Genomic DNA, 23,818 nt, shown 5'->3' with positions numbered 1-23,818 from the left:
CCCGCCCAGGATGACGTGCCTCAGGAGGGGGCGCCCACCTCGTAGCGGGCCGCGTCCGCCCGCTTCAACTCCAGCCCCAGGCCCGGACGTGACAGGTCCGGCGCGAGCGTCCCATGCCTGACCGAAGCCACGCCGTCGAAGAGCATCCGCTCCAAACGTGCGTGGTCGTGAAAGTACTCGATGTGCACCAGTCGCCGCGCCGCGCACGCCACATGGGCATGGAGCGCGGGGGCGCAGTGGGCAGAGAGAGGCACGCCGAACGCATCGCACAGCGCGTCTGCCTGAAGGAACCCGCTGATGCCCAGGCAGCGCGTGGCGTCCGCCTGGAGAACATCCACCGCGCCTGCCTCCAGCATGCGCCGGAAGTAGAGGCCGCTGTCCCCATACTCGCCCGCCGCCACGGCCATGCCGGCGGGGACGCGAGCTCGCAGGCGGTGGAGCCCCTCCAGGTCATCACTGGAGACGGGCTCTTCGAACCAGGAGACGCCGTGCGCTACGAAGCGCTCCGCGAGCAAGAGGGCCTGCGGCACCGTGTATGCACCGTTGCCATCCACGAAGAGCTCCGCGCGTGGCCCGATGGCGCGCCGCGCGGCCTCCACCCGGGCTGGGTCCTCCTCGGGGTGGCTGCCCACCTTCATCTTCACTCGTGGAATCCCCTGCTCCACCCAGCCGGCGAGCTGCGCCTGGAGCCGCTCGATGGAGTACGAGGTAAAGCCCCCGCTGCCGTAGACAGGTGCCGCATCCCTTGAGGCGCCCAGCAACCGCACCAGCGGCACGTCCAGTAAGCGCGCCTTCGTGTCCCACAACGCCACGTCCACCGCGGAGAGCGCCATGGCCACCAGCCCCGGCCTCCCCTTGTTGCGGACCTGCCTCAGCAATGAGCGCATCCGCGCCGGCACGTCCATCACGTCGTGTCCCTCAAGCGCCCGGATGAGCGAGCAGCGGATGAGGCTCGCCGCCGACGCGTCCGCGTACGTGTAGCCGAGCCCGCGCGTGCCTCCCGCCGTCAACTCCACCACCACGAGCGTCGTGCTGTCCCACTCGATGGTGCCGTCCGCCTCCTGCGCGTCCGTTGGGACCTCGTACGCAGAAACCTCGCAGCGCTCGATGGGCACCGCCTCGCTGAGCCTCTGGACCATGGTCTCTCCCCGTGCATCAGCCCCCGCCCCCATCATCCTTGAGAGAGTCCTTGCCCGCTCCGGCTGCCCTGGGGATGTCTGGGTGAGAGCTCCCACGCCAACCGGAGGGGGCGCGCGTGGGCAGCATTCCAACATGAAGCCTATTGACTGGCATGGCCTCTGGGTGCCGGACCTGCACCCCTTTGAGGTCATCATCCGCGTCTCGCTGGTGTTCCTCTTCGTGCAGTTCGTCCTGCGGTTGGTTGGACGCAAGGAGCTGAGCCGCTACGTAAGCTTCGACCTTGCCCTGGTGCACGGCAACCTGCGCAAGACGCGCATCTCCCACAAGGAGCTTCTCAGCCACCTGCGCGCGCATGGCCGTGGCGACCTGAGTGCCGTACACGCGGCATTCCTCGAACCGAATGGCAAGGTGACCTTCCTCTTCCGCGAAGAGGGAAGCGCCACACTCAGGTAAGTTGCGGGTCCACCGCTTGTCCAGCCGCCAGTGCAATGGCCCTCATCGTGCGCCGTAGGGCAAACACACGCCCCCCGAGGTTCCCCCGTGTCCGCCCTTATCGAGGATGTCCGTTTCTCTCTCCGGCTCTTGCTGAAGAATCGTGGGTTCACGCTGGTCTGTCTCCTGACGCTGGCCCTGGCCATCGGGGCGAACACGGCCATCTTCAGCGTGGTGAACGGAGTGCTGCTGCGGCCGCTGCCGTACCCGGAGCCAGACCGGCTGATGCAGGTGGTGCGAGTCACCAAGGACCACGGGCGGTCGGCGTCGCAGTCCATCGCCGGATACGTGTGGATGTCCGCGGAGGGGTCGCCCTTCTCGCGCGTCGCGGCCTACGAGGTGCTGCCTTCGGGCTTCAGCGCCGTGGGCGACGGCATGCCGGAGCGATTGCCGGGCATGCGCGTGACGGCGGACTTCTTCGAGACCTTCGGCGTGAGGCCGAGGCTGGGACGCGGCTTCCTGCCGGAGGAGGATGTGGTGGGCGGGCCTCGCGTGGTCGTCCTCAGCGAGAGCCTGTGGCGGCGGCGCTTCGGCGGCGCGCCGGACGTGGTGGGCCGCTCCATCGTCCTCAACGACGAGCCCTATACGGTGGTGGGCGTGGCGCCCGCGTCGTTCGCGTACCCCACGGGCGTGCACCTGTGGACGCCGCTCCAGCTCGACCTCACGGACCGGACCAACTCCCACTTCCTCTTCGTCACCGGCAGGCTGCGCCCGGGCATCTCGACCGACGGCGCGGCGGCGGCGCTGGAGACATTGGGGGGACGCGTGCGCGCGGAGAACCCGGCCCTGCTTGATGAGGGCCAGGAGTTCGCCCCGGTGGACCTGCGGGCGTTCCTCGCGGGCGACACGCGGTTGGCGCTCTGGGTGCTGATGGGCGCGGTGAGCCTGGTGTTGCTCATCGCATGTGTCAACCTGGCAAACCTCCAGCTCGCGCGGGCGGCGGCGCGCAACCGCGAACTGGTGGTGCGCGCGGCGTTGGGCGCGGCGCCGGGGCGGCTCGCGCGGCAGATGCTCACGGAGAGCCTCTTGCTCTCCGTGGCCGGCGGAGGGCTCGGGGTGCTGTTGGCCATGGCGGTGATGCCCGGGTTGTTGTCGCTGGCGCCGGACACCTCGGGTCTGCTGCCCGGGGACGGAGGGCTCGCGGGCGCGCAGGTGGGCATCGATGGCACGGTGTTGGGCTTCTCGCTGGCCGCGTCGCTCCTCACGGGCCTGTTGTTCGGGCTGTTGCCCGCGTGGCAAGCGTCGCGCACGGACCTCCAGATGGCGCTCCGCGAGGGCAGCCAGCGGGCGACCCTGGGCCCAGGGGGTGGGCGCACGCGCGCGTTCCTGGTGGTGGGTCAGGTGGCGTTGGCGGTGATGCTGCTGGTGGGCGCGGCGCTGCTCATCCGCGGGTTCTCCGCGCTCCAGCGCGTGCAGCCGGGCTTCGACCCGCACGGCGTCCACGTGCTGCGGCTGTCGCTCCCGGAGGGACGCTACGGCACGTTGCAGGCACTGGAGCGCTTCGAGACGCAGGTGGTGGAGCGCGTGCGGTCGTTGCCTGGCGTGGAGGCGGTCGGGTTCGCCACGTCGTTGCCCATGGACCGGGGCCCCAGCATGTCGTTCTCCATCGAGGGCAAGTACACGGGGGATGACAACGGCCCCGGCGCGGGCTGGGGGCAGTACCGCCCGGTGACGCCGGACTACTTCGGTGTGATGCGCATCGGCCTCGTCCGCGGGCGGCTGCTGGCGGAGAACGACGTGGCGGGCACGGAGCCGGTGGTGGTCATCAACGAGACGGCGGCGCGCAGGTTCTGGCCGGGCGAGGACCCCCTCGGCCAGCGCATCCGGGTGGCGCATTCGGTGCCGTCCCTCCGGGACGTGGTGCCCCGCGTCGTGGTGGGCGTGGTGCGGGACGTGCGCGAGGACGGCCTGAATGACGAGGCTCCCCCGGTGCTGTACCTGCCGCCGGGACAGATGTCGCAGGGCGTCGCGTCGATGATCGTGCGGATGATTCCGCAGAACCTGCTGGTGCGCGCCAGGGGCGGCCACGCGGACATCGTAACGGCCGCCCAGCGCGAGGTGTGGGCGGTGGACGCGCAGCAACCGGTGATGGAGACGCTGAAGTTGGAGGACCACGTCGCGCGCTCGCTCGGCTCCGAGCGCTTCAACATGATGTTGCTGGGGATGATGGCGGCGCTGGCGCTCGCGCTGGCCGCAGTGGGCATCTACGGCGTGTTGTCCTATCTGGTGAGCCAGCGGACGCGGGAGATGGGCGTGCGACTGGCGCTCGGCGCTACGCGGGGCGATGTGGTGAGGCTGGTGCTCCGACAGGGCCTGGGCTCGGTGGCGGGCGGGGTGGTGCTGGGGTGCGCGGGTGCGCTGGCGCTGACGCGGGTGGTGTCCGGCTTCGTCCACGGCGTCAGCGCCCTGGACCCGCTGTCCTTCGTCGCCGCGCCGCTGGTGCTGCTGGGCGTGGGACTGGTGGCAACCTGGGTGCCCGCGCTGCGTGCCTCGCGCGTGGACCCCATCATCGCGCTCAAGTACGACTGAGGAAGGCGGGCCCGCGGGCTCCTAGAACCAGGGATAGGTCCGGTTGGAGGGGAGCAGGAATCCCCAGCCCGCATCGATGACGACCGGCCCTTCGCCAGGCCTTCCATAGACATCCACCGGCACCTTGGAGACACCTTCGTCGTAGGGATACGCCAGGCAATTGTTCCCGTGGCGCAGGCGCACGTCCCTCAACACCAGATGATGGGCGCTCAGGCTGTACAGCGTGGCCACGAAGTGGACGATTTCGTCGCTTCCACTCCCGAAGACCTTGCGCTCCACCGACATCAGCATCGGGGTCCGCTCGTCCGATTCCACGCTTCGCACGAGCCTGCGCGTTTTGCGGGGCGCGAGCCACCAGCACAGCAGCCCACCCATGATGGCGGGCACCCCCAAGAAGACGAGCAACACGCGATACGCCAACTCACGACGCCCGGCGTCAATCAGTTGCTCCATGGACGTCCAGCCAGCCACGACGGCCACCAGCCCGAGGACACCGAAGACGGTCCCCATCCGGAGGGTGCCCGACAAGTCCCGCTGCAAGACTGCCACCAGGGCACCACGGTTTCCCGGCACGGGCTTTCCGGTGGGACTCACCTTCCTCATCGCGCGGCACCTCCAGCCAGGTTGTCCCCAGTCCTAAGCCGGCTCGCGAATCGCCGATAGCGTGCATCGAACGTCCCGGAGACTTCCTCAGTCGTCCGAGCGCAGCGCCTCGTGCAGCGGCACGCGGGTGACGCGGCGCGCGGGCAGCCAACTGGCCAGCAACGCCACTGCGGCGAGCAGCACGGGCACGGCCGCGAAGGTGACGATGTCGAACGCGCTCACGCCATACAGGACACTGGACAGGCTGCGCGCGAACACGGCGGCGCCGACAAGCCCCAGGAGGACGCCGGCCACGGCCATCCGAAGCCCCTGCCCCACCACGCGCCACACCAGATATTGCCCGGTCGCGCCCAATGCCATGCGGATGCCCAGCTCGCGCGTCCGCTGACTGACCGAATAGGACAACACGCCGTAGAGCCCCACGCCCGCGAGCACCAGCCCCAGCACCGCCAGGGCCACCAGCAGCGAACCCAGCACCTTCGTGTGGCCCAGGCTGGCGTCCACGACCGATTCCAGAGAGCGCACGGAGACTCTCGGGAGCTCGGGGGCCACGGCGCGAAGCTGCTCGCGCAGCACCGGGACAAGCGCAACAGCGTCCTGCGAGGCTCGCACGGTGAGCAGCATGTGCAGTCCCCAGAGCTGTCCCATGGGGACGAAGGCTTCGCTGACCGGGGGCGCATCCAGGCTGTTGTGCTGGACATCCCCCACCACGCCCACGATTTCGCGGAAGGCCTCACCGTCGAGCACCAGTTGCACGCGCTGTCCCACCGCGCTCCGCCCGGGGAAGTAGCGCCGGGCGAACGTCTCGTTCACCACGACCACCGGCGCGGTGCCCGGCCCATTCCAGGCTTCGATGGTGCGCCCTTCCTTCAGCGGGATGCCCAGGGTGTTGAAGTAGCCGTCGCTGGTGGTGCGGAAGTGGACCAACTCCCGGGAGTCCGCCTGTGATGCCGCCTCGCCCGGCAGCAGCACCGGCGCCAGACCATTGCGTCCCCACAGGGGCACCGTGCTGGACATGCCCGCGGACGTCACGCCTGGAAGCGCGCGCACCCGCTCCAACACGCTGGAGAAGAGGGCCCGTTGGACGGTCTCGTCCCGGTACTTCGCCGATGGCAGGGAGAGGTCCACCACGGTGACGCCCTGGGGATTGAAGCCCAGCGGCACCACGCTCAAGGCATGGACGGTGCGCAGCATCAGGCCCGCGCCCACCAGCGGAATCAGTGCCAAGGCCACCTGCGCGACCACCAGCACCACGCGCCCGCCTTCGCCCCGCGTGGCCCCTGCGCCACCTCGCAGCCCGCCCAGCGCGCCCCGCGCATCCGCGCGCGACACCCGCAGCGCGGGGACCAGGCCAAAGAGCAGGCTGGTCACCACCGAGAGAACCAGCGCGATGCCCAGGACATGCGGCTGCAGGCGGAGAGCCTCGGCATCCACGAACTGAGGCGGCATGAGCGCGCGCAGCAGATCCATGCCCCACATCGCCAGGACCAGTCCGGCGGCGCCGCCCACGAGCGCCAGCATCCCGCTCTCCACCAGGAACTGCCGCACCAGCCGCCCTCGGCCCGCGCCCAGGGCGGCGCGCACTGACACCTCGCGCTCCCGCGCGGAAGCCCGCGCCAGCAACAGGTTGGCCACGTTGGCGCAGGCCACCAGCAGCACCAACGCCACGACGCCGGCCAGGAGCCACAGCCGCGCCTGGGAGCCCTCCACCACCTGCGTGTGCAAGGGCACCAGCCGCACCCCAGCAGGCTCCTCCGTGAAGCCCGGCTCGCGCACCAGCGCGGCGCCCAGGGCCGTCATCTCCGTGCGTGCCTGCTCCGCGGACACGCCTTCGCGCAGGCGCCCCACCACGCGCAGCCACACCCCTCCGGCCGACTCATCCGTCCCCAGGACCAACGGCTTCCACGCCTCCACGTCCGGTGCGAAGCGGAAACCCGCGGGCAATACCCCCACCACCGTGTGGAGCTGGTCATCCACCATCAACGTCTGTCCCACCACGTCCGGGCGGCCACCGAAGCGCCGCTGCCACAGCGCATGCGACAGGAGCAGGCCATTGGCGTCCCTGTCCGCGCGGAAGTCCTGTCCGAGCAAGGGCCGCACGCCCAGGAGCGAGAACAAGCCCGCTGTTGCCCGCCCCGCCCGCACCCGCTCCAGCTCGCCGTCACCCGCCAAGGTGATGTCGCGGATCGACAGCCCCTCCAGTCCTTGGAGCGCAAACGCACGCTCGCGCCAGGCCTGGAGTGACTGCAGCGACACGCCCAGCCGCTCGCGCTGGGGCGTCGACTGGTACAGCGACACCAACTGCTCCGGCGCCCGGTACGGCAACGGCCGCAGTAACACCTGGTACACCGCGCTGAAGACGGCGGTGGTGGCGCCAATGGCCAGCGCAAGCGTGGTGATGATGACCAGCGTGAATGTGGCCTCGCGCCGCATGCGACGCAGGGACAATCGAACGTCCTGAAGAAGCTGGGACATGAAGGACAGACTCCACTGCAACTCCAACGCCATCCAACGTCGCGCCTGACAGGGCCCTTCGTACACCCGGCCGGGACGTGATTCGCGTTCGCCTGTGGCACGCGAAATCCCATCATCGGACAAGAGCCCGGTCCGCTTCCAACGCGGCCAAAAGAAGCGTGGCGCCACGGTGGAACCCGATGCGTGACAGCCCGACCGCGCGGCCATTGCAATATGCGTTACCCGCAATCCCTTACTTCCCTTCTTGACACCCCTGACGCTGCGTGGCACATATCTGCGCCGACTCGATAATGAAAATCATTCTCATTATCTACTTACGGACGCAACAAGCGGGCGCAGGCATCCAGAAGGAGGAGCAGGGACATGGGAACGCCCACCCGGGTGGCACTCGTCACAGGTGCCGCACAAGGTATTGGCGCGGCAGTGGCACGTGCGCTGGCGGGCGAAGCCCTCATCGCCGCGGTCGACACCAACGCGGACGGCCTGAGCGCCCTCGTGGCCGAGCTCCGGCAGAAGCATCAACACGCGGTGGCCTACCCGGCCAGCGTGAGTGATGTCGCCGCGGTCGACGCCGTGGTGGAGCGCATCGAGCGGGAGCTGGGCCCTATCGAGGTGCTGGCCAACGTGGCGGGCGTCCTGCGCACGGGCCCCATCCTGTCCTACAGCGACGAGGACTGGGCGTTCACCTTCTCCGTCAACACGCTGGGCGTGTTCCAGGTGTCCCGCGCCGTGGCCCGGCGCATGGTGCCCCGCCGAAGCGGTGTCATCGTCACCGTGGGCTCCAACGCCGCCGCCGTGCCCCGCACGCAGATGGCCGCGTACGCCGCCTCCAAGGCCGCCTCCAGCATGTTCACCAAGTGCCTGGGCCTGGAGCTGGCCCCGCACGGCATCCGCTGCAACGTCGTGTCCCCCGGCTCCACGGACACCGCCATGCAGCGCGCGCTCTGGGCGGATGACTCCGGCGCGCAGGCGGTGATTGCCGGCTCGCCCGAGGCCTATCGCCTGGGCATCCCCCTGCAACGCATCGCCACCCCCGAGGACATCGCCAACGCGGTGCGGTTCCTCGTCTCGGACGCGGCACGCCACATCACCCTGCACGACCTCCGCGTCGACGGGGGCGCGACACTCGACGCCTGACCCCACCCTCGTGCGGCCCGCCCAGGCCCTCGTCCGCCACGGAGTTGATAATGATTACTAGGATCCAATTCACCAACTACCACCGAGGCGCCGCCATGTGGCGCCCTGTGCATGACGCCCGCTGAGCCGAAGGAACAGGAACACCCCATGGGACCGCAGACACTCGCCGCGCAGTTGCTCGAGAGCTACGAGGCTGGCTCTTCGTTCTTCTTCGCCACGCCGCGCCGCACGCTGCTGGCGCGCGGCACCTTTGCTACCGTGCCACACCAGGGCGGCGCGGATGCCCTGGCGCGGCTCCCCGTGCGCGTGACGGCGGTGCTGAATGACGCGCGCCAGGCCGACCACGACATCCCCGTGGCGGTGGGCGCGGTGCCCTTCGACGGCTCGGTACCCGCACAGCTCGTGGTGCCGCTGACGCTCCAGCGCGCCGGGCCGCTGGTGTTCGACAAGGACGTCCCGGTGCAGCGGCCGTTCAGCGCCAGCTACACCGTCCAGCCGGTGCCGGAGCCCGCCGCGTACCTGAACGGCGTCGCGCAGGCCCTGAAGCTGATGCAGAGCGGGCCGCTCCAGAAGGTGGTGCTGTCACGTTCGCTGCACCTCAACGCCGCCGCCCCCATCGACCTGCGGCAGCTGCTGCGCAACCTCGCGCAGCGCAACCCGTCGGGCTACACCTTCGCCGCCGACCTCCCCCAGCAGGATGGGACCCGCGGCGCGGGACTTCGCACGCTCATTGGCGCCAGCCCCGAGCTGCTCGTGTCCCGCTCCGGGTTCCAGGTGGTCGCCAATCCCCTGGCCGGCTCCGCGGCCCGCAGCGCGGATCCGCTGGAGGACCAGGAGCGCGCCGCCGCGCTGCTGAAGTCGCCCAAGGACCTGCACGAGCACGCGGTGGTCATCGACGCCGTCGCGGAGGCGCTGCGGCCGTACTGCAAGACGCTGAACGTGCCCGCCGGTCCGTCGCTCGTGAACACCGCCACCATGTGGCACCTGTCCAGCCGCATCACCGGTGAGCTGGCCGACCCCTCCATCTCCTCGCTGACGCTGGCGGCGGCCATGCACCCGACGCCGGCGGTGTGCGGCTATCCTACACGGCTGGCGCACGAGGCGATTGGCTCCATCGAGCCCTTCGAGCGCGGCTACTACACCGGCACGGTGGGCTGGTGCGACGCCACGGGTGATGGGCAGTGGGCGGTGACCATCCGTTGCGCGGAGGCCAGTGAGCGCACCCTGCGCATCTTCGCGGGCGCGGGCATCGTGGTGGGCTCCACGCCCGAGTCCGAGCTGGCGGAGACCGAGGCCAAGTTCCGCACCATGCTCCACGCCATGGGCCTGGGCCACGGTGCCGGGGTGCAGTCATGACGTCCCCCGCCCTCCCTGGCTGCCCCACCTGGCCGGAGGCCTACGCCGCCCGCTACCGCGAGGCTGGCTACTGGCGCAGTGAAACGTTCGGCCAGCTCCTCCACGAACGCGCCCAGCGTCACGGCGAGCGGACCGCACTGGTGGCCGGAGAGCGTCGCCTCACCTACGCCAACCTGGACGCCCGCGTCAGCCAGCTGGCCGCCGGCTTCCATGCCCTGGGCATCCAGGCTCGGGACCGGGTGGTGGTGCAGCTGCCCAACGTGGCCGAGTTCTTCGAGGTCATCTTCGCCCTCTTCCGACTGGGCGCGCTGCCGGTGTTCGCGCTTCCCGCGCACCGCGCTTCGGAGATTGGCTACTTCTGCGCCTTCACGGAGGCGGTGGCCTACGTCATCGCGGACAAGCAGGCCGGCTTCGACTACCGCACCCTGGCTGAGCAGGTGCGCGGCACCTGCCCGACGCTGAAACACGTCATCGTCGCCGGTGACGCAGGCCCCTTCACGGCACTGAGCAGCCTGTACGCCGCGCCCACGGCGCTGCCGCCAGGGCCCGCGCCCAGCGACGTGGCCTTCTTCCAGCTCTCCGGCGGAAGCACGGGCGTGCCCAAGCTCATCCCGCGCACGCACGACGACTACATCTACAGCCTGCGCGGCAGCGTGGACATCTGCCAGCTCGACGAGACGAGCGTGTACCTGTGCGCGCTGCCCGCGGCGCACAACTTTCCGCTCAGCTCGCCGGGCGTGCTGGGCACCTTCTACGCGGGCGGCACGGCGGTGCTGGCGCCCAACTCCAGCCCGGACACGGTGTTCCCGATCATCGAGCGTGAGCGCGTCACCATCACCGCGGTGGTGCCACCACTGGCCATGGTCTGGATGGACGCGGCCAAGACGCGCCGGCACCAGCTCGCCAGCCTGCGGGTGCTCCAGGTCGGTGGCGCGCGCCTCAGCACCGAGGCGGCCATGCGGGTGAAGCCCACGCTGGGCTGCACGCTCCAGCAGGTGTTCGGCATGGCCGAGGGCCTGGTCAACTACACGCGCCTGGATGACCCCGAGGACGTCATCGTCAGCACCCAGGGCCGGCCCATCTCCCCGGACGACGAAATCCGGGTGGTGGACGAGGACGGCGAAGACGTAGCGCCGGGCGAGACGGGCCAGTTGCTGACGCGCGGGCCGTACACCATCCGCGGCTACTACAAGGCGGAGGCCCACAACGCGAAGGCCTTCACCGACGACGGCTTCTACCACACCGGTGACGTGGTCCGCGTGACGCCCCAGGGCTACCTGGTGGTGGAGGGCCGCGCCAAGGATCAGATCAACCGGGGCGGCGACAAGGTCGCGGCCGAGGAGGTGGAAAACCATCTGCTGGCCCACCCCGACGTGCACGACGCCGCGGTGGTCGCCGTTCCGGACGCGTTCCTCGGCGAGCGCACCTGCGCCTTCGTCATCGCGCGCGGCACGCCGCCAGCGCCCAATGTGCTCACGGCCTTCCTGCGCCAGCGTGGTCTGGCCGCCTTCAAGATTCCCGACCGGGTCGAGTTCGTCGAGGCGTTCCCCAAGACGGGCGTCGGCAAGGTCAGCAAGAAGGCGCTGCGCGACGTGCTCGCCGGCGCTCCCTCCCCCACTCCGGTTTCGCGCGCGACGCGCTGAAAGGAACTCCCCATGGCGCTCCCCGCCATCGCTCCCTATCCCATGCCCGGCACCACCGACCTGCCGAAGAACAAGGTCTCCTGGACGCCGGACCCGAGCCGCGCCGTACTGCTCATCCACGACATGCAGCGCTACTTCGTGGAGGCCTTCACGCAGGGCCAGTCGCCCGTGACGGAGCTGGTCGCCAACATCCAGCGGCTGCGGCAGCACTGCACGGCGCTGGGCATCCCCGTCGTGTACTCGGCCCAACCGGGTGGCCAGACGCCCGAGCAGCGCGGCCTGCTGCTGGACTTCTGGGGCGGCGGCATCAACGGCGGACCGGACCAGAAGCGCATCATCGACGCGCTGACGCCCGCCGAAGGCGACATCCAGCTCACCAAGTGGCGCTACAGCGCGTTCCGCAAGACGGACCTGATGGACCAGATGAAGAAGCTGGGCCGCGATCAGATCCTCATCTCCGGTATCTACGCGCACATCGGCTGCCTGCAGACGGCCAGCGACGCCTTCATGAGCGACGTGCGGCCCTTCCTCATCGCCGACGCGCTGGGTGACTTCTCCCTGGCGCACCACCAGCTCGCGTTGAGCTACGCAGCCCAGCTGTGCGCCGTCACCACCACCACGCAGCAGGTGCTCGACGCGCTGGGCCCCGTCTCCACGTCCAGCACACTCACCCGCGAGCAGGTGCGCGCAGAGGTGGCGGAGCTGCTCCAGGAGTCGCCGGAGGCGCTGGGTGACGACGACAACCTGCTCGAGCGCGGAATGGACTCCATCCGGCTGATGACGCTGGTGGAGAAGTGGCGGGCCGCTGGCGCGGAGACCACCTTCGTGGAGCTGGCCGAACGGCCGACGCTCGCCGACTGGTTCACGCTGCTCTCCCTGGGCAACACGCCCGCTTCCCGGAACGCCGCGTAGCTCCGCCGTGCGCGAGTCACCTCGCGCCCCTGACGCATGAACACACGGGAGTCCCTGGCGATGGGCGAAACACACGAAGCAGGTTGGCCGCTGTCCGCGGCCCAGCATGGAATCTGGGTCGGCCAGCAGTTCGACCTCACGAGCGCCATCTACAACGCGGGTGAGTGCATCGAAATCCGCGGGCCGCTCGTCGTGGAGCACTTCGAGTCTGCCTTGCGTCAGGCCATCGACGAGGCGGAGGCGCTCCACGCGCGCTTCGTCCCCGGCGCCTCCGGCCCCGTGCAGTTCGTGCAGCCCCGCGCGTCGTGGCAGCTACACGTCGCCGACGTCAGCCACACGCCCGACCCCTGGGCCGCGGCCCAGATCTGGATGCACGAGGACCTGACGCGCACGGTGGACCTGGGCCAGGGCCCGCTGTTCGCTGAGGCGCTGTTCAAGGCGGCGCCGGACCGTTACTTCTGGTTCCAGCGGGCCCACCACATCGCCCTGGACGGCTTCGGCTTCTCGCTGGTGGCCCGCCGCGTGGCGGACCTCTACACGGCCCGGGTGACGGGCAAGCCCGCCACGAACGGGTTCGGCTCCCTCCGCGCCGTCATCGATGAGGACGCCGCCTACCAGGGGGGCGTGCAGCACGCCGCGGACCACGCCTTCTGGGTGGAGCGCTTCACCCATGGCCCCACGCCGGTGACGCTCGCGGAGCCCGCGCCCATGACGCCGCGATTCGTGCGCCAGACGCGGCACCTGTCGCCCGCGGACCTGGAGCGGATGCAGGCCGCCGCGAAGCAGGCCGGGCTCACGTGGCCGGACCTGGTGCTCGCGGCGACGGCGGCCTGGCTGCACCAGCACACCGGTGCGCCCGAAATCGTGCTGGGTCTGCCGGTGATGGCCCGCCTGGGCTCGGCCGCCATCCGCGTGCCGTGCATGGCCATGAACATCGTTCCGCTGCGCGTCCCGGTGCGTCCGGACGCCGGCTTGTTCGCCATGGCCCGTGACGTGGCGGCAGAGCTGCGCGCCATGAGGCCGCACCTGCGCTACCGCTACGAGCAGCTTCGCCGCGACTTGAAGCGCGTGGGCGGCCAGCGGCGGCTGTTCGGCCCCGTGGTCAACATCATGCCGTTCGACTACGCCCTGCGCTTCGCGGGGATGCCGGCCTTCGCCCACAACCTCTCCGCGGGTCCCGTCGAGGACCTGTCCATCGGCATGTACGCCCGCTCCGATGGCAGCGGACTGCGCGTGGACTTCGACGCGAACCCCGCCTGCTACAGCCCCGACGTCCTGGACGCCCACCAGCTCGGCTTCCTCCAGTTGTTGGAGTCACTGGTGGCCTCGCCCGAGCAGCCCGTGCGCGCGGCACCTGCCCCCGCGCGGCCCTCCGTCGTGGATGGCGGGCCCCTGCCGATTCCGCAACGGCCCGTGCTGGAGCTCTTCAAGGAGCAGGCCCGTGCGCGGCCGGATGCCATCGCCGTGGAGCATGGCGAGCACCACCTCACCTATGCGGCGCTGCTCCAGTCCGCACAGGCGCTCGCGGAGCGGCTGAGGGCCGACGGCGCGCGGCCCGACACGCTGGTGGCCGTCTCACTGCCCCGAAGCATCGACGCCATCGTGGCCACGCTGGGTGTCCTCTTCTCCGGCGCGGGATACCTCCCCGTGGACCCGTTCGGCCCCGAATCCCGGACGAAGGCCATCCTGGATGACGCCGCGCCACGACTGACGGTGAGCAGCGCCGTGAAGGACCTCACGGCCGGCATGCCTCCGCAGACACCCGGGCAGCTCGCGGTGCACCGGCGCGCCGACCCGGAGCTGCCGACCACGGCGACCCAGCCGGGCGCGCCGCTGGCGTACGTCATCTACACGTCCGGCTCCACCGGCCAGCCCAACGGCGTGCAGATTGACCACGACGCACTGGCCCACTTCGTGGCGGGCGCGACGTTCCGCTACGAGGTGACGCCCGAAGACAGGGTGCTGCAGTTCGCGCCACTGCACTTCGATGCCAGCGTGGAGGAAATCTTCGTCTCCCTGTGCGCCGGAGCCACACTGGTGCTGCGCACGGACGAGATGCTCCAGTCGGTGCCCCGGCTGCTCGAAGCCTGCGCCACACATGGCATCACCCTGCTGGACCTGCCCACGGCCTTCTGGCACGAGCTGGCCTACAGCATGTCCACGGGCGCGGCCCGGCTGCCGCCCTCGCTGCGCACCGTCATCATCGGCGGTGAGGCCGCCTTGCCCGAGCGCGTCGCCCGCTGGCGGGCCTCCGCCGGTCCCAAGGTCCGGCTGCTCAACACCTACGGCCCCACCGAAGCCACCGTGGTGGCCACTGTCGCCACGCTCAGCGGCGGTCCCGACGTGACGCCCGCCGGGGAAGACGTGCCCATCGGACGCCCCCTGCCTGGCGTGCGCGCGGCGATTGCCGACGCGAAGGGCCGCATCGTCCCCACGGGTGAGGAAGGCGAGCTCCACCTGCTGGGCGGCGCGCTCGCCCGGGGCTACCTGGGCCGCGAGGCGCTGACGGCAACGCGCTTCATCACGCTCGACGCCCTGCCGGGAAGCCCCCGCGCCTACCGCACGGGTGACAAGGCCCGACTGCGCGAGGACGGCCAACTTGTCTTCGTGGGCCGCGTCGACGACGAGTTCAAGATCAGCGGCCACCGCATCGACCCGTCCGAGGTCGAAACGGCGCTGCTCGGCCACCCGGGCGTGCGCGAGGCGGCCGTCGTCGGCCAGGTGCTCCCCAGCGGTTCGCGCCGGCTGTGCGCGCACGTCGTCACCACGCAGCCCGCGCCCACCGTGGCGGAGCTACGGCAGCACCTGCTGAACGGCCTGCCTGCCCCCATGGTGCCCGGTACGTTCGTGTTCACGGAGCGGCTGCCACGCACCAGCACCGGCAAGCTGGACCGCGCCGAGCTGCGCCGCCTGCTGCCCACCGAAGAGGCCGCGACCACCACAGCGGGAACCACGGCCCTGGAGCGTGTGGTGCTGAAGGTCTGGGAAGAGGTACTGGGCGTGACGACGACGTCCGCGCAGGATGACTTCTTCGACCTGGGCGGCCAGTCGCTCCAGAGCATCCAGGTCGCCAACCGGCTCAGCATCGAGCTGGGCCGCGAGATTCCCGTCGCCACCGTCTTCCGCTACCCGACGGCGGCCGGACTGGCCCAGGCGCTGGAGCAAGGCACCGACGGCGCCTCCGACGCCGGGGGCCTCACCGAGAGCATGCTCGCCGACGCCGTGCTGTCCGAGGACGTCGTCCCCAAGCTCACGGTGGCTTCCGCCGAGTCTCCGCGGCTGCGTCAGGTCGTCCTCACCGGAGCCACCGGCTTCGTCGGGGCGCACCTGCTCCACCAGCTCCTGCGCCAGACGGACGCGCGCGTGGTGTGCCTGGTCCGCGCTCGCGACGAGGCGCACGCCCTGGAGCGCATCCAGGCCGCGCTGGCGTCCCAGCAGCTCTCCCCCGAACACCTGACGGAGCGCGTGGTGGCGCTGCCCTCGGACCTCACCCAGCCCTGGCTGGGCCTGAGCCAGGCGCGCTTCCACGGGCTGGCCTCGGAGTGTGACACCGTCATCCACAACGCCGCCGTGGTCAGCGTGGTGCGCGAATACGGCAGCCTCCAGGCCGTGAATGTGCGCGGCACCCGCGAGCTGCTGCGCCTGGCCGCCGCGGTCCGCGCCAAGCCCTTCCACTACGTCTCCACCCTGGCCGTGGCGCCGCAGACCGACCTCAGCCCCGACGTGCCGGAGGCCTTCGTGCCCGCGCACCCGGGCCTGCGCGACGGCTACCAGCAGAGCAAGTGGATCGCCGAGCGGCTCGTCGAGCAGGCCGGAGCGCGCGGACTCCCCGTGGCCGTGTATCGACTGGGCCGCGTGGTGGGTGCGCCCGACAGCGCCATCGTCAATCCGCAGGACCTGGTGTGGCGCATCCTGCTGGCGGGAATTCCCGTGGGCGCGCTGCCCCAGCTCGACGTCGCCGAGGTGTGGACGCCCGTGGACTACGTGGCGGGAGCCATCGTCCGGATGGCGCGCGATGCCCGCCCGCCCACGGTGTTCAATCTGTGTCCCACGCCCGAGGTGAAGCTCCGTGAGCTGTTCGCCTGGGTCCGTGACTACGGCTACCTCGTGGAGCACTGCCCCGTGGGTGAGTGGCGCAACCGCGTGGCGGAGCGCGCCGGCACCGGGGAGAACCAATCCACGCTCGCCTTTTTCGACCTGCGCTCGGGCACGGACGTGCCCGCGTTTGGCCTGGGCCCCATCCGTTGTGAGCGGGTCCATCAAGCGCTCGAGGGAACGGGCATCACCTGCCCGCCCACGGACCGTGCGCTGCTGTACCGATACCTCGACTACTGCATTGCGCGGGGCCTGCTGCCGCCCGTGCCCGCAACCCGCCTTCCAACCGAAACGGCACTCCCGTGACGAACCCCACCTGGACGCCAGACTCCTGGCGGCACAAGCCCGTCAAGTACATGCCGGAGGACTATCCGGACGCGCAGGCCCTGGTCCAGACCGAAGCCGAGCTGTCCCGCCTGCCTCCGCTCGTCTTCGCGGACGAGACGCGCCAGCTCACCGCCCGGCTCGCCAGGGTCGCCGAAGGCAAGGCCATCCTGCTGCAAGGCGGTGACTGCGCGGAGAGCTTCAAGGAGTTCACCACCGACAACATCCGGGACACCTACCGGCTGCTGTTGCAGATGGCCATGGTGCTGACCTTCGCCGGCAACCGGCCGGTGGTGAAGGTGGGCCGCATCGCCGGGCAGTTCGCCAAGCCGCGCTCCAGCCCCATGGAGACGCTGGGCGGCGTCACCCTGCCCAGCTACCGCGGGGACATCATCAACGGCATGGAGTTCGACGCCCAGGCGCGAACGCCCGACCCGCGCCGGCTGCTCAAGGCCTATCACCAGTCCTCCGCCACGCTGAACCTGCTGCGAGCCTTCGCCCAGCGCGGCTACGAGGAGCTCGCCGAGCCCCAGCGCTGGCCCCAGGGCGGCATCAACCGCTTGCTGGCGGACCGCATCCTCGAATCCCTGTCGTTCATGCGGGCGCTGGGTGTCAGCCCCGAGCCTCGCAGCGGCTCCAATGCCATCGACTTCTTCACCAGCCACGAAGCCCTGCTCCTCAACGTGGAGGAGGCCATGACGCGCGCCGAGCCCGACGGCAGCGGCTGGTACGACTCGTCCGCGCACATGCTGTGGATTGGCGAGCGCACCCGCCAGCTCGACGGCGGCCACGTGGAGTTCATGCGCGGCATCCAGAACCCCATTGGCATCAAGTGTGGCCCCACCATGGAGCCCGACGAAGTGCTCCGGCTGATGGACCTCCTCAATCCCCAGGGCATCCCGGGCCGCATCACCCTCATCGGGCGGTTTGGCGCGGACCTGGTCGCGGAACGGCTGCCCCGGCTCATGGCCGCCACCCGCCGGGACGGGCGCCCGGTCATCTGGTCCATCGACCCGATGCACGGCAACACCCACAAGGCCGGCAATGGCTACAAGACGCGCTCCTTCGACCGCATCCTCACGGAGGTGTGTGGCTTCATGGACGCGGCCGCCGCGGAAGGCGTCCACCCCGGGGGCCTGCACCTGGAGATGACGGGGCAGAACGTCACCGAATGCCTGGGCGGCCCACAGCCCGTGACGGAAGACGACCTCTCCAGCCGCTACCACACCCACTGCGATCCGCGCCTCAACGCGGACCAGGCCCTTCAGTTGGCCTTCCTCGTCGCCGAATCCATGCCGTCCCTTCGCACGCACGAAGCCCGTGCGGCCTGAATCGCAGGAGCCTTTCGTGACCGCCTCGTTCTCACCGCGACAGGAGCGTCTGCTCATCCTGCTGCTGGCGGGCGTGCAGTTCACCCACTTGCTGGACTTCATGATCGTCCTGCCGCTGGGGCCGGAGTTCATGCGGCTGTTCAGTCTGTCAGCCGCGCAGTTCGGAACGTTGGTGTCCTCCTACACGTTGGCCTCCGCCGCCATGGGCGTGCTGGGGCTCGCGTGGGTCGACAGGTTTGGCCGCAGAAGCACGTTGCTGGTCATCCTGGGAGGGTTCATCACAGCCACGCTGGCCTGCGGCGCGGCGCAGAGCCACGCGTGGCTGCTGGTGGCCCGAAGCATCGCGGGAGGATGTGCGGGCCTCATGGGCGCGGTCATCATGTCCATCATCGCGGACACCATCCCCGGTGAACGCCGGGGCCAGGCCATTGGCACGGTGATGTCATCGCTCGGGTTGTCTGCGGTGGCGGGTGTTCCCCTGAGCCTGGGCATGGCCAACATGCTCGGCTGGCGCGCGCCCTTCTGGGCCATTGGCGTCCTTGGGGCGCTCCTGTGGTTCGGGCTGCTCGCCGTGCTTCCGCGACTGGATGCGCATGTCACCACGGACTCGGATCGTCAGGCGCCTTCCGTCACGGCGCTCTTCACGCCGGGCTTCGCGCTGGGCTGGCTGCTGACGTTCAGCGTCGCCTTCTCCAGCTTCTTGCTGATTCCGTACCTGAGCGCGTTCATGGTCGGAAACCTCGGACTGAAGCAGACCGACCTGCCCTGGGTGTACCTGGCTGGCGGCGCCGCCACGCTGCTCGCGGCGCGTCAGGTGGGCCGCTGGGTGGACCGGTTTGGCCCCGCCCGGGTGCTCGGGCTGCTGCTGGTGGGCACTATGGTGCCGCACCTGGGCTTCACGCACCTTCCCGCCGCTCCGCTGCCGGTGGTGATGGTCGCCTTCGTCCTCTTCATGTCCCTGACGTCCACGCGGCCCATCCCCACCATCGCGTTGATCTCCGCGAAGGTGCCGCCGCCGCTGCGCGGGCGGTACATGGCCATGAACATGGCCGCCAGCGACGGTGCCTCCGGGCTCGCGGCGTGGGCCAGCGGCCTGATGCTGGCCACCACGCCTGGCGGTGCGCTGGTGGGCTTCGGGCTGGCCGGATGGCTCGCCGTGGGCGTCACCACCGTTTCGCTCTTCATCCTCTGGACCTTTGGCCGTAGCGCCGTCCCGCTCAACGCGGCGCCCACGCCTCGGTGAATCGCAGTCTCCGTCTCGACCCACAGAAGGAAACGTCCATGGACACTCCCGTCAAGAAGCACCCTTCCCTGCCTCGTCCCATCCAGGGCGAGCTGAAGCTCGACCGCTCCAACCAGCTCCTCGCCGAGGCGCGGCGGCTGGTCCCCGGCGTCACGCAGTCCATGATGAAGCGCCCGGAGATGTTCGCGCTCGGCGCCTTCCCCGTGTTCCTGGCCAAGGGCAAGGGCGCGCTGGTGGAGGACGTGGACGGCCAGGAGTACATCGACTTCATCGGCGGCCTGGGCGCCAACATGCTGGGCCACAATGACCCAGCCGTGGTGAACGCCATCCGGGAGCACCTGGAGGAAGGGGTCCTCCACTCGCTGCCCACGCCCGTGGAGGTCTCCGCCGCCCAGACGCTGGTGGACCTCATCCCCGGCGCGGAGATGGCGCGCTTCTTCAAGACGGGCGCGGATGCCACGTCCGCCGCCGTGCGCCTGGCGCGCCACATCACCGGCAAGCAGAAGATCATCACCGTCGGCTACAACGGCTGGCACGACCACTTCATGTTCGACACGCCGGGCGTCCCGGCCGCGCTGGCGGCGCTGACCCTTCGGATGCCGCTCTTCACGCCCCCGGACGAACCGGCCCTGCTGGCCAGCATCGAGAAGAACGCCAGCGAGCTCGCCCTGGTGCTGTTGTCGGTGCCCTACAACCGGCCCCTCACCCCGGCCTTCCTGCAACAGGTGCGCGCCACGTGCACCGCGAACAACGTCCTGTTCGCCCTGGACGAAGTCGTCACCGGCTTCCGGCTCGCCGTGGGCGGCGCCCAGGAGTTCTTCGACGTCCGCGCGGACTTCGTCACGCTGTCCAAGAGCATCGCTGGCGGCATGCCGCTGTCGGCCATCGCCGGTCCGGCGAAGCACCTGAGCCGCCTGAGCGAGCTCCAGGTGTCCACCACCTTCGGCGGTGAGCTGCTGTCGCTGTACGTGTGCGACGCGGTGCTGAAGGGCTACCGGGATGGCGCCTACATCCAGCACCTGGCCCACCTGGGCCGCAAGCTGCGCGAGGGCGTCAACGCCCAGGCGGAGGCCGCGGGCTCATCGTTGCGCGTGATTGGCTACGACGCGATTCCCTTCTTCCTGTTCGCCAAGGACCCGACGGAGCACGCGAAGCAGATGCAGCCCTTCCAGGCGGGCATGGCCCGCCGGGGCATCCTGCTGCGCCGCGACGTCACCTTCCTCAGCACGGCGCACACGGAGGAGCAGATTGACTACGCCATCGAGATGACGGGCGAAGTCCTCCGCTCCCTCGCGCAGCCGGCGGCGGCCTAGCCCTTCGCGTCGTGGTGGTCCGAGGTGCCGCGCTTCCAATAGCCCGTCACCCGGACCCAGCTCTTGTTGGCGCCACGCTCGTTGATGAGGTGGTCCTTGATGGGGCGCACGGTGTGCGCCTCACCCGCCACCCAGGCGAAGTAGTCCCCCGCGGGGAACTCCAGCCCGCGGATGGCCTGCTGCAACACGTCCGAGTGCCCCGCCTCCACGCCGTTGCGGTGCAGCCACGTCACTGTCGCGTTGGCGCGGGTGGTGAAGTGCTGCTCCTCGGACGCGTCCGGGACTTCGCAGAACACGATGGCGCGCGTCCCCTCCGGCAGCTCCTCCAGGATGCGGCCAATGGCCGGCAGCGCTGACTGATCGCCCGCGAGCAGGTACCAACTGAAATCCTGCGCCACGAACGTGGAGCCGCGCGGCCCACCCACGGCCAGCAGGTCACCCACCTGCGCCTTGCTCGCCCACGTCGTCGCGGGCCCCGTGCCGTGCACCACGAAGTCGATGTCCAGCTCGCCTGCCGCGGCGTCATAGCGGCGCGGCGTGTAGTCACGCGCGTCCGGCTTGCGCTCGCCTTCCTTCAGCACCAACCCCGTGGGCGTCACCGTGGGGATGACAGGCATGCGCTTGCCCTCCTCCGGGAACAGCAGCTTCACGTGGTCGTCCGCGCCGGGGCTGTAGAAGCCCTCCAGGTCCTCGCCCGCAAGGGTGATGCGGACCATCTGCGGCGTCACCCGCGTCACCCGCTTCACCTCCAAGAGGCGGAACTTCACGGGGAACGGTCCCCGCCGATAGACACGCTCAGTCGTCGTCGTCACGAATGCTCCAGGTATCGATATTGAATATCATTTTCGATACCATGAAGCCCCCCAGGCGGGCAACGAATGAAGGAGCCCCGCGGTGGCCGCCGCTCAGCGAACGGCCAGCCGCGGGGAGGTCTGGCATGTGGGTTGACACGGCTTGCTCACATGCCAGCTAGCGACCTCAGCCGCAGGTCAGGGTCCACCGGCAGTTGTTGGACAGACACTCCCGCGCGCTGCCGCAGATGGCGCCCTTGGCCTTCTTGTTCTGACACTTGCCGGCGTTGAGCCCCCAGCCGCAGTACTGGGTGCTGGCGCAGTCGCTGTCGTTGGTGCAGGTGGAGCTGGTCGGATACTGGGCCGCGCGGGTCTCCTTCGGCACGTAGGCCGCCACACCGCTGGTGTCGATGTTCGCCGCGCTGTCCGCCATGCCGGTGCGCGTTCCGGTGGCCCGCTCCCACATCCGGATGAACGTCTCGGACGAGCCCTCCAGGCCCGTGGTGTTGACGCCGAGCTGCTTCAGGTCACGCACCACGTCCGGCAGCAGGCCCACGTGGGCCAGGCCGTAGTTGTCGAAGTCCGTGCCCAGCGGCGGCGGGCCAGCGGTGAGCTGCTGCTGCGCCTGGAACGCCGCCTCCGCGGCGAAGCCGGCCGAGCAGGCGCCGTGGGGGCCGAACCGCGGGCGGGTCTGCTGGATGAAGCCGTTGAGGTCCGCGCCAAAGCCCATGTTCACCTTGAGGCCCAGGCGGCCGAACTCATAGGCCTGCGCCAGCGAGCGCGTGGAGCCCTGGCAGTTGTTGGCGACCGGCGTGCGGGTGTAGTCGCGCGTCTCATCGTGCGCGGTGCGCAGGCCGAACATGCCGCCCGTCTGACGCAGGTAGCGGATGATGGACGCGGGCGTCGTCTTCTCGTTGGCGGCGAGCCCCGGGTGCATCACCTCACGGAAATGACCGTGGGAGATGTACATGGGGTAGTAGTTGCGGCTCTGGGCGATGGCGAACGTGTCGTCCACGGAGCGCTCGGACATGTGCGCCACGTCGACGAGCATGCCCTTGTTCATCATCTCGGCGACCAGCGCCCGGCCCTCGGACGTCAGGCCCTTGGTGTTCTTGCAGTTGGCGTCCACATCGAAGCCTAGCGTGAAGCCGTTGCCCGTGAGGCCGCAGTCGGTGTCCACGTGGCAGTTCTCCAAGAACTGCGAGACCTGGAAGATGGCGTTGTGGGGCGCCGCGCCGCCGAAACGGTTGTCCAGTTGGTGCACCGGCTGGATGGAGCGCACGCCCAGCGAGTAGACGCGGTTGAGCTCGGACTGCCAGTTCTTGGTGCCGAACAGCTTGCTCGACTCGATGGAGAGCACCATGGCCAGCTTGCCGGAGGCGATGATCTGCCGCGCGTGCGCCGGCGACAGCGCGATCTCCGCCCACGGCGTGCGAGCGTCGAAGTCACGCGCCATCTGCAACTGCACGTCCACGTCCACCATCTCGTCACATGGACGCTTGATGTTCTGGTACGGCAGCGCCCTGCAGAGGAACTCGTTGCTCACCAGGGAGATGGTGACCAGGGACATGCCACCCTGATGCGCCTGCTGCAGCCAGCCCTCCCAGGCCTGCTGATGCGCGATGGTGTCCCATCGCGGCCACTGCGTGGGCACGCTCATCCGCCCCAGGTGGAGACCGGTGTCGCCCTCCGTTCCTTCGACCTCGCCGATGATTTCCGACGCCACCGCGCCGCCCACCCCGAACATCTGCGACAGCACCGGCACGCCGCTCAGGTTGATTCCGCCTGCGTTGGGGCACACGTTGAGCATGGAGCCCAGGTCCATGCGAACGCGCGCGTGGTCGCTCTCCGGAAAGCCACCGTCACAGCTCACCAGGGAGCCGTTGTGCTTGCCGTGGAACCAACCACCGCCGAACGCCTCCTCGGCGAACATGTGGTGGTGCATCTCCGCGAAGCCAGGAACCGAGACGGGCTGTGCGACTTCGCCCGTCGCGGACTCCTCGACAGACAAGTCTTCATCCGTGGGTTGGCACCCCTGGCTCAGCGCCATGACGGACAGGAGGGAGAGGGACAGGAAACGCCGTGGGGCTGCTCCGATACATCGCTGCATACAGTGCACCTTTCCGGTACCGCGGGGAGGTGCACTCGAAGTACCAGGAGCGTGTCCTGTTTTTCAATTGTTTCAACTTATTCTTAGAAAGTGAAACAGACAGGCGTCACACGGTGAGTCGGTGTGAAGCGTCACGTTACAAACGGCGTTCAGGACCCATGGGCAGGTGGGGCAAGCCCCCACCATCCACAGATTGACGCTCCAAGATGCTCTCGACCTCACGGAGCTGCTGATGACGAAGTCCTGGCGTGCGACCCCGGTGCTGTTGACCCTTCTGGCTGCCTGTGAGCCGCCACCGGTGGACGACTCGCTTCCGTCATCTAA

At 69.6% G+C, this 23,818-nt stretch carries 15 protein-coding genes; 10 read left to right on the top strand and 5 right to left on the bottom strand.

The genetic code is table 11. The features are described 5' to 3' along the window. Positions 1-20: 20 nt before the first annotated feature. Positions 21-1,175, bottom strand: a complete 1,155-nt coding sequence (locus tag FMQ63_RS02865) for an enolase C-terminal domain-like protein (protein ID WP_011553670.1) — start codon at positions 1,173-1,175, stop codon at positions 21-23. Positions 1,176-1,272: 97 nt separating this feature from the next. On the opposite strand from FMQ63_RS02865, the gene FMQ63_RS02860 reads away from it, so the two are divergent. Both FMQ63_RS02860 and FMQ63_RS02855 read left to right on the top strand, forming a co-directional pair. Further along, the gene (locus FMQ63_RS02860) at positions 1,273-1,593 is read left to right on the top strand and encodes a YetF domain-containing protein (RefSeq protein ID WP_020478740.1); all 321 of its coding nucleotides are present in this window, start codon (positions 1,273-1,275) and stop codon (positions 1,591-1,593) included. 30 nt (positions 1,594-1,623) lie between these two features. Beyond that, on the top strand, positions 1,624-4,161 hold the full coding sequence (locus tag FMQ63_RS02855; protein WP_011553668.1) for an ABC transporter permease: 2,538 nt from the start codon (positions 1,624-1,626) through the stop codon (positions 4,159-4,161). A gap of 21 nt (positions 4,162-4,182) precedes the next feature. On the opposite strand, the gene FMQ63_RS02850 is transcribed toward FMQ63_RS02855, so the two are convergent. Both FMQ63_RS02850 and FMQ63_RS02845 read right to left on the bottom strand, forming a co-directional pair. After that, a complete protein-coding gene (locus FMQ63_RS02850) occupies positions 4,183-4,710 on the bottom strand; it encodes a hypothetical protein (protein ID WP_225909266.1) in 528 nt (175 codons plus the stop codon). 141 nt (positions 4,711-4,851) lie between these two features. Then, the gene (locus FMQ63_RS02845) at positions 4,852-7,239 is read right to left on the bottom strand and encodes an ABC transporter permease (protein ID WP_026114229.1); all 2,388 of its coding nucleotides are present in this window, start codon (positions 7,237-7,239) and stop codon (positions 4,852-4,854) included. Between the two features lie 363 nt (positions 7,240-7,602). Between FMQ63_RS02845 and FMQ63_RS02840 the strand changes: the two genes are divergently transcribed. The 8 genes from FMQ63_RS02840 to mxcL all read left to right on the top strand — a co-directional run bounded on the left by FMQ63_RS02840 (position 7,603) and on the right by mxcL (position 20,593). Continuing rightward, positions 7,603-8,376, top strand: a complete 774-nt coding sequence (locus FMQ63_RS02840; protein WP_011553665.1) for a 2,3-dihydro-2,3-dihydroxybenzoate dehydrogenase — start codon at positions 7,603-7,605, stop codon at positions 8,374-8,376. Between the two features lie 111 nt (positions 8,377-8,487). Continuing rightward, positions 8,488-9,732 (top strand): isochorismate synthase DhbC, encoded by a 1,245-nt coding sequence (gene dhbC / locus FMQ63_RS02835; protein ID WP_011553664.1) that lies wholly within the window; start codon positions 8,488-8,490, stop codon positions 9,730-9,732. Then, positions 9,729-11,375 carry a (2,3-dihydroxybenzoyl)adenylate synthase gene (locus tag FMQ63_RS02830; RefSeq protein WP_011553663.1) on the top strand — a complete coding sequence of 549 codons (1,647 nt, stop codon included), beginning with the start codon at positions 9,729-9,731 and terminating at the stop codon, positions 11,373-11,375. Before dhbC ends, FMQ63_RS02830 begins: the two co-directional genes overlap by 4 nt. Positions 11,376-11,387: 12 nt before the next feature. Next, positions 11,388-12,287 carry an isochorismatase family protein gene (locus FMQ63_RS02825; RefSeq protein WP_011553662.1) on the top strand — a complete coding sequence of 300 codons (900 nt, stop codon included), beginning with the start codon at positions 11,388-11,390 and terminating at the stop codon, positions 12,285-12,287. Positions 12,288-12,347: 60 nt separating this feature from the next. Continuing rightward, positions 12,348-16,688, top strand: a complete 4,341-nt coding sequence (mxcG, locus tag FMQ63_RS02820) for a myxochelin non-ribosomal peptide synthetase MxcG (RefSeq protein ID WP_020478742.1) — start codon at positions 12,348-12,350, stop codon at positions 16,686-16,688. Then, positions 16,685-18,037, top strand: coding sequence for a class II 3-deoxy-7-phosphoheptulonate synthase (locus FMQ63_RS02815; protein WP_011553660.1), 1,353 nt, complete (start codon positions 16,685-16,687; stop codon positions 18,035-18,037). Before mxcG ends, FMQ63_RS02815 begins: the two co-directional genes overlap by 4 nt. 16 nt (positions 18,038-18,053) lie before the next feature. Next, entirely contained in the window at positions 18,054-19,280 is a 1,227-nt protein-coding gene (gene mxcK / locus FMQ63_RS02810; RefSeq protein ID WP_011553659.1) for a myxochelin export MFS transporter MxcK, read from the top strand. 38 nt (positions 19,281-19,318) lie between these two features. Beyond that, positions 19,319-20,593: a myxochelin B biosynthesis transaminase MxcL gene (mxcL, locus tag FMQ63_RS02805; RefSeq protein ID WP_011553658.1), complete on the top strand. Its 1,275-nt coding sequence runs from the start codon at positions 19,319-19,321 to the stop codon at positions 20,591-20,593. Here mxcL and FMQ63_RS02800 read toward each other — a convergent pair. Together FMQ63_RS02800 and FMQ63_RS02795 are read right to left on the bottom strand one after the other, a co-directional pair. Then, the gene (locus FMQ63_RS02800; RefSeq protein WP_011553657.1) at positions 20,590-21,405 is read right to left on the bottom strand and encodes a siderophore-interacting protein; all 816 of its coding nucleotides are present in this window, start codon (positions 21,403-21,405) and stop codon (positions 20,590-20,592) included. The genes mxcL and FMQ63_RS02800 overlap by 4 nt on opposite strands. Before the next feature lie 166 nt (positions 21,406-21,571). Beyond that, positions 21,572-23,494: a membrane dipeptidase gene (locus FMQ63_RS02795; RefSeq protein WP_011553656.1), complete on the bottom strand. Its 1,923-nt coding sequence runs from the start codon at positions 23,492-23,494 to the stop codon at positions 21,572-21,574. Positions 23,495-23,818: the final 324 nt, after the last annotated feature.

The sequence above is a fragment of the Myxococcus sp. CA005 genome, assembly GCF_006518205.1.
Lineage (GTDB): Bacteria > Myxococcota > Myxococcia > Myxococcales > Myxococcaceae > Myxococcus > Myxococcus xanthus.
Note: the sequence above shows the minus strand (reverse complement) of the source record. Positions and strands in the feature narration are given on the sequence as shown.

Bases quoted from the DNA above. Each gene is read 5' to 3' on its own strand.
- FMQ63_RS02840 (WP_011553665.1), top strand. From the start codon at position 7,603: ATGGGAACGCCCACCCGGGTGGCACTCGTCACAGGTGCCGCACAAGGT.
- mxcL (WP_011553658.1), top strand. From the start codon at position 19,319: ATGGACACTCCCGTCAAGAAGCACCCTTCCCTGCCTCGTCCCATCCAG.
- FMQ63_RS02865 (WP_011553670.1), bottom strand. From the start codon at position 1,175: ATGATGGGGGCGGGGGCTGATGCACGGGGAGAGACCATGGTCCAGAGG.
- FMQ63_RS02830 (WP_011553663.1), top strand. From the start codon at position 9,729: ATGACGTCCCCCGCCCTCCCTGGCTGCCCCACCTGGCCGGAGGCCTAC.
- FMQ63_RS02845 (WP_026114229.1), bottom strand. From the start codon at position 7,239: ATGTCCCAGCTTCTTCAGGACGTTCGATTGTCCCTGCGTCGCATGCGG.
- mxcG (WP_020478742.1), top strand. From the start codon at position 12,348: ATGGGCGAAACACACGAAGCAGGTTGGCCGCTGTCCGCGGCCCAGCAT.
- dhbC (WP_011553664.1), top strand. From the start codon at position 8,488: ATGACGCCCGCTGAGCCGAAGGAACAGGAACACCCCATGGGACCGCAG.
- FMQ63_RS02860 (WP_020478740.1), top strand. From the start codon at position 1,273: ATGAAGCCTATTGACTGGCATGGCCTCTGGGTGCCGGACCTGCACCCC.
- FMQ63_RS02825 (WP_011553662.1), top strand. From the start codon at position 11,388: ATGGCGCTCCCCGCCATCGCTCCCTATCCCATGCCCGGCACCACCGAC.
- FMQ63_RS02795 (WP_011553656.1), bottom strand. From the start codon at position 23,494: ATGCAGCGATGTATCGGAGCAGCCCCACGGCGTTTCCTGTCCCTCTCC.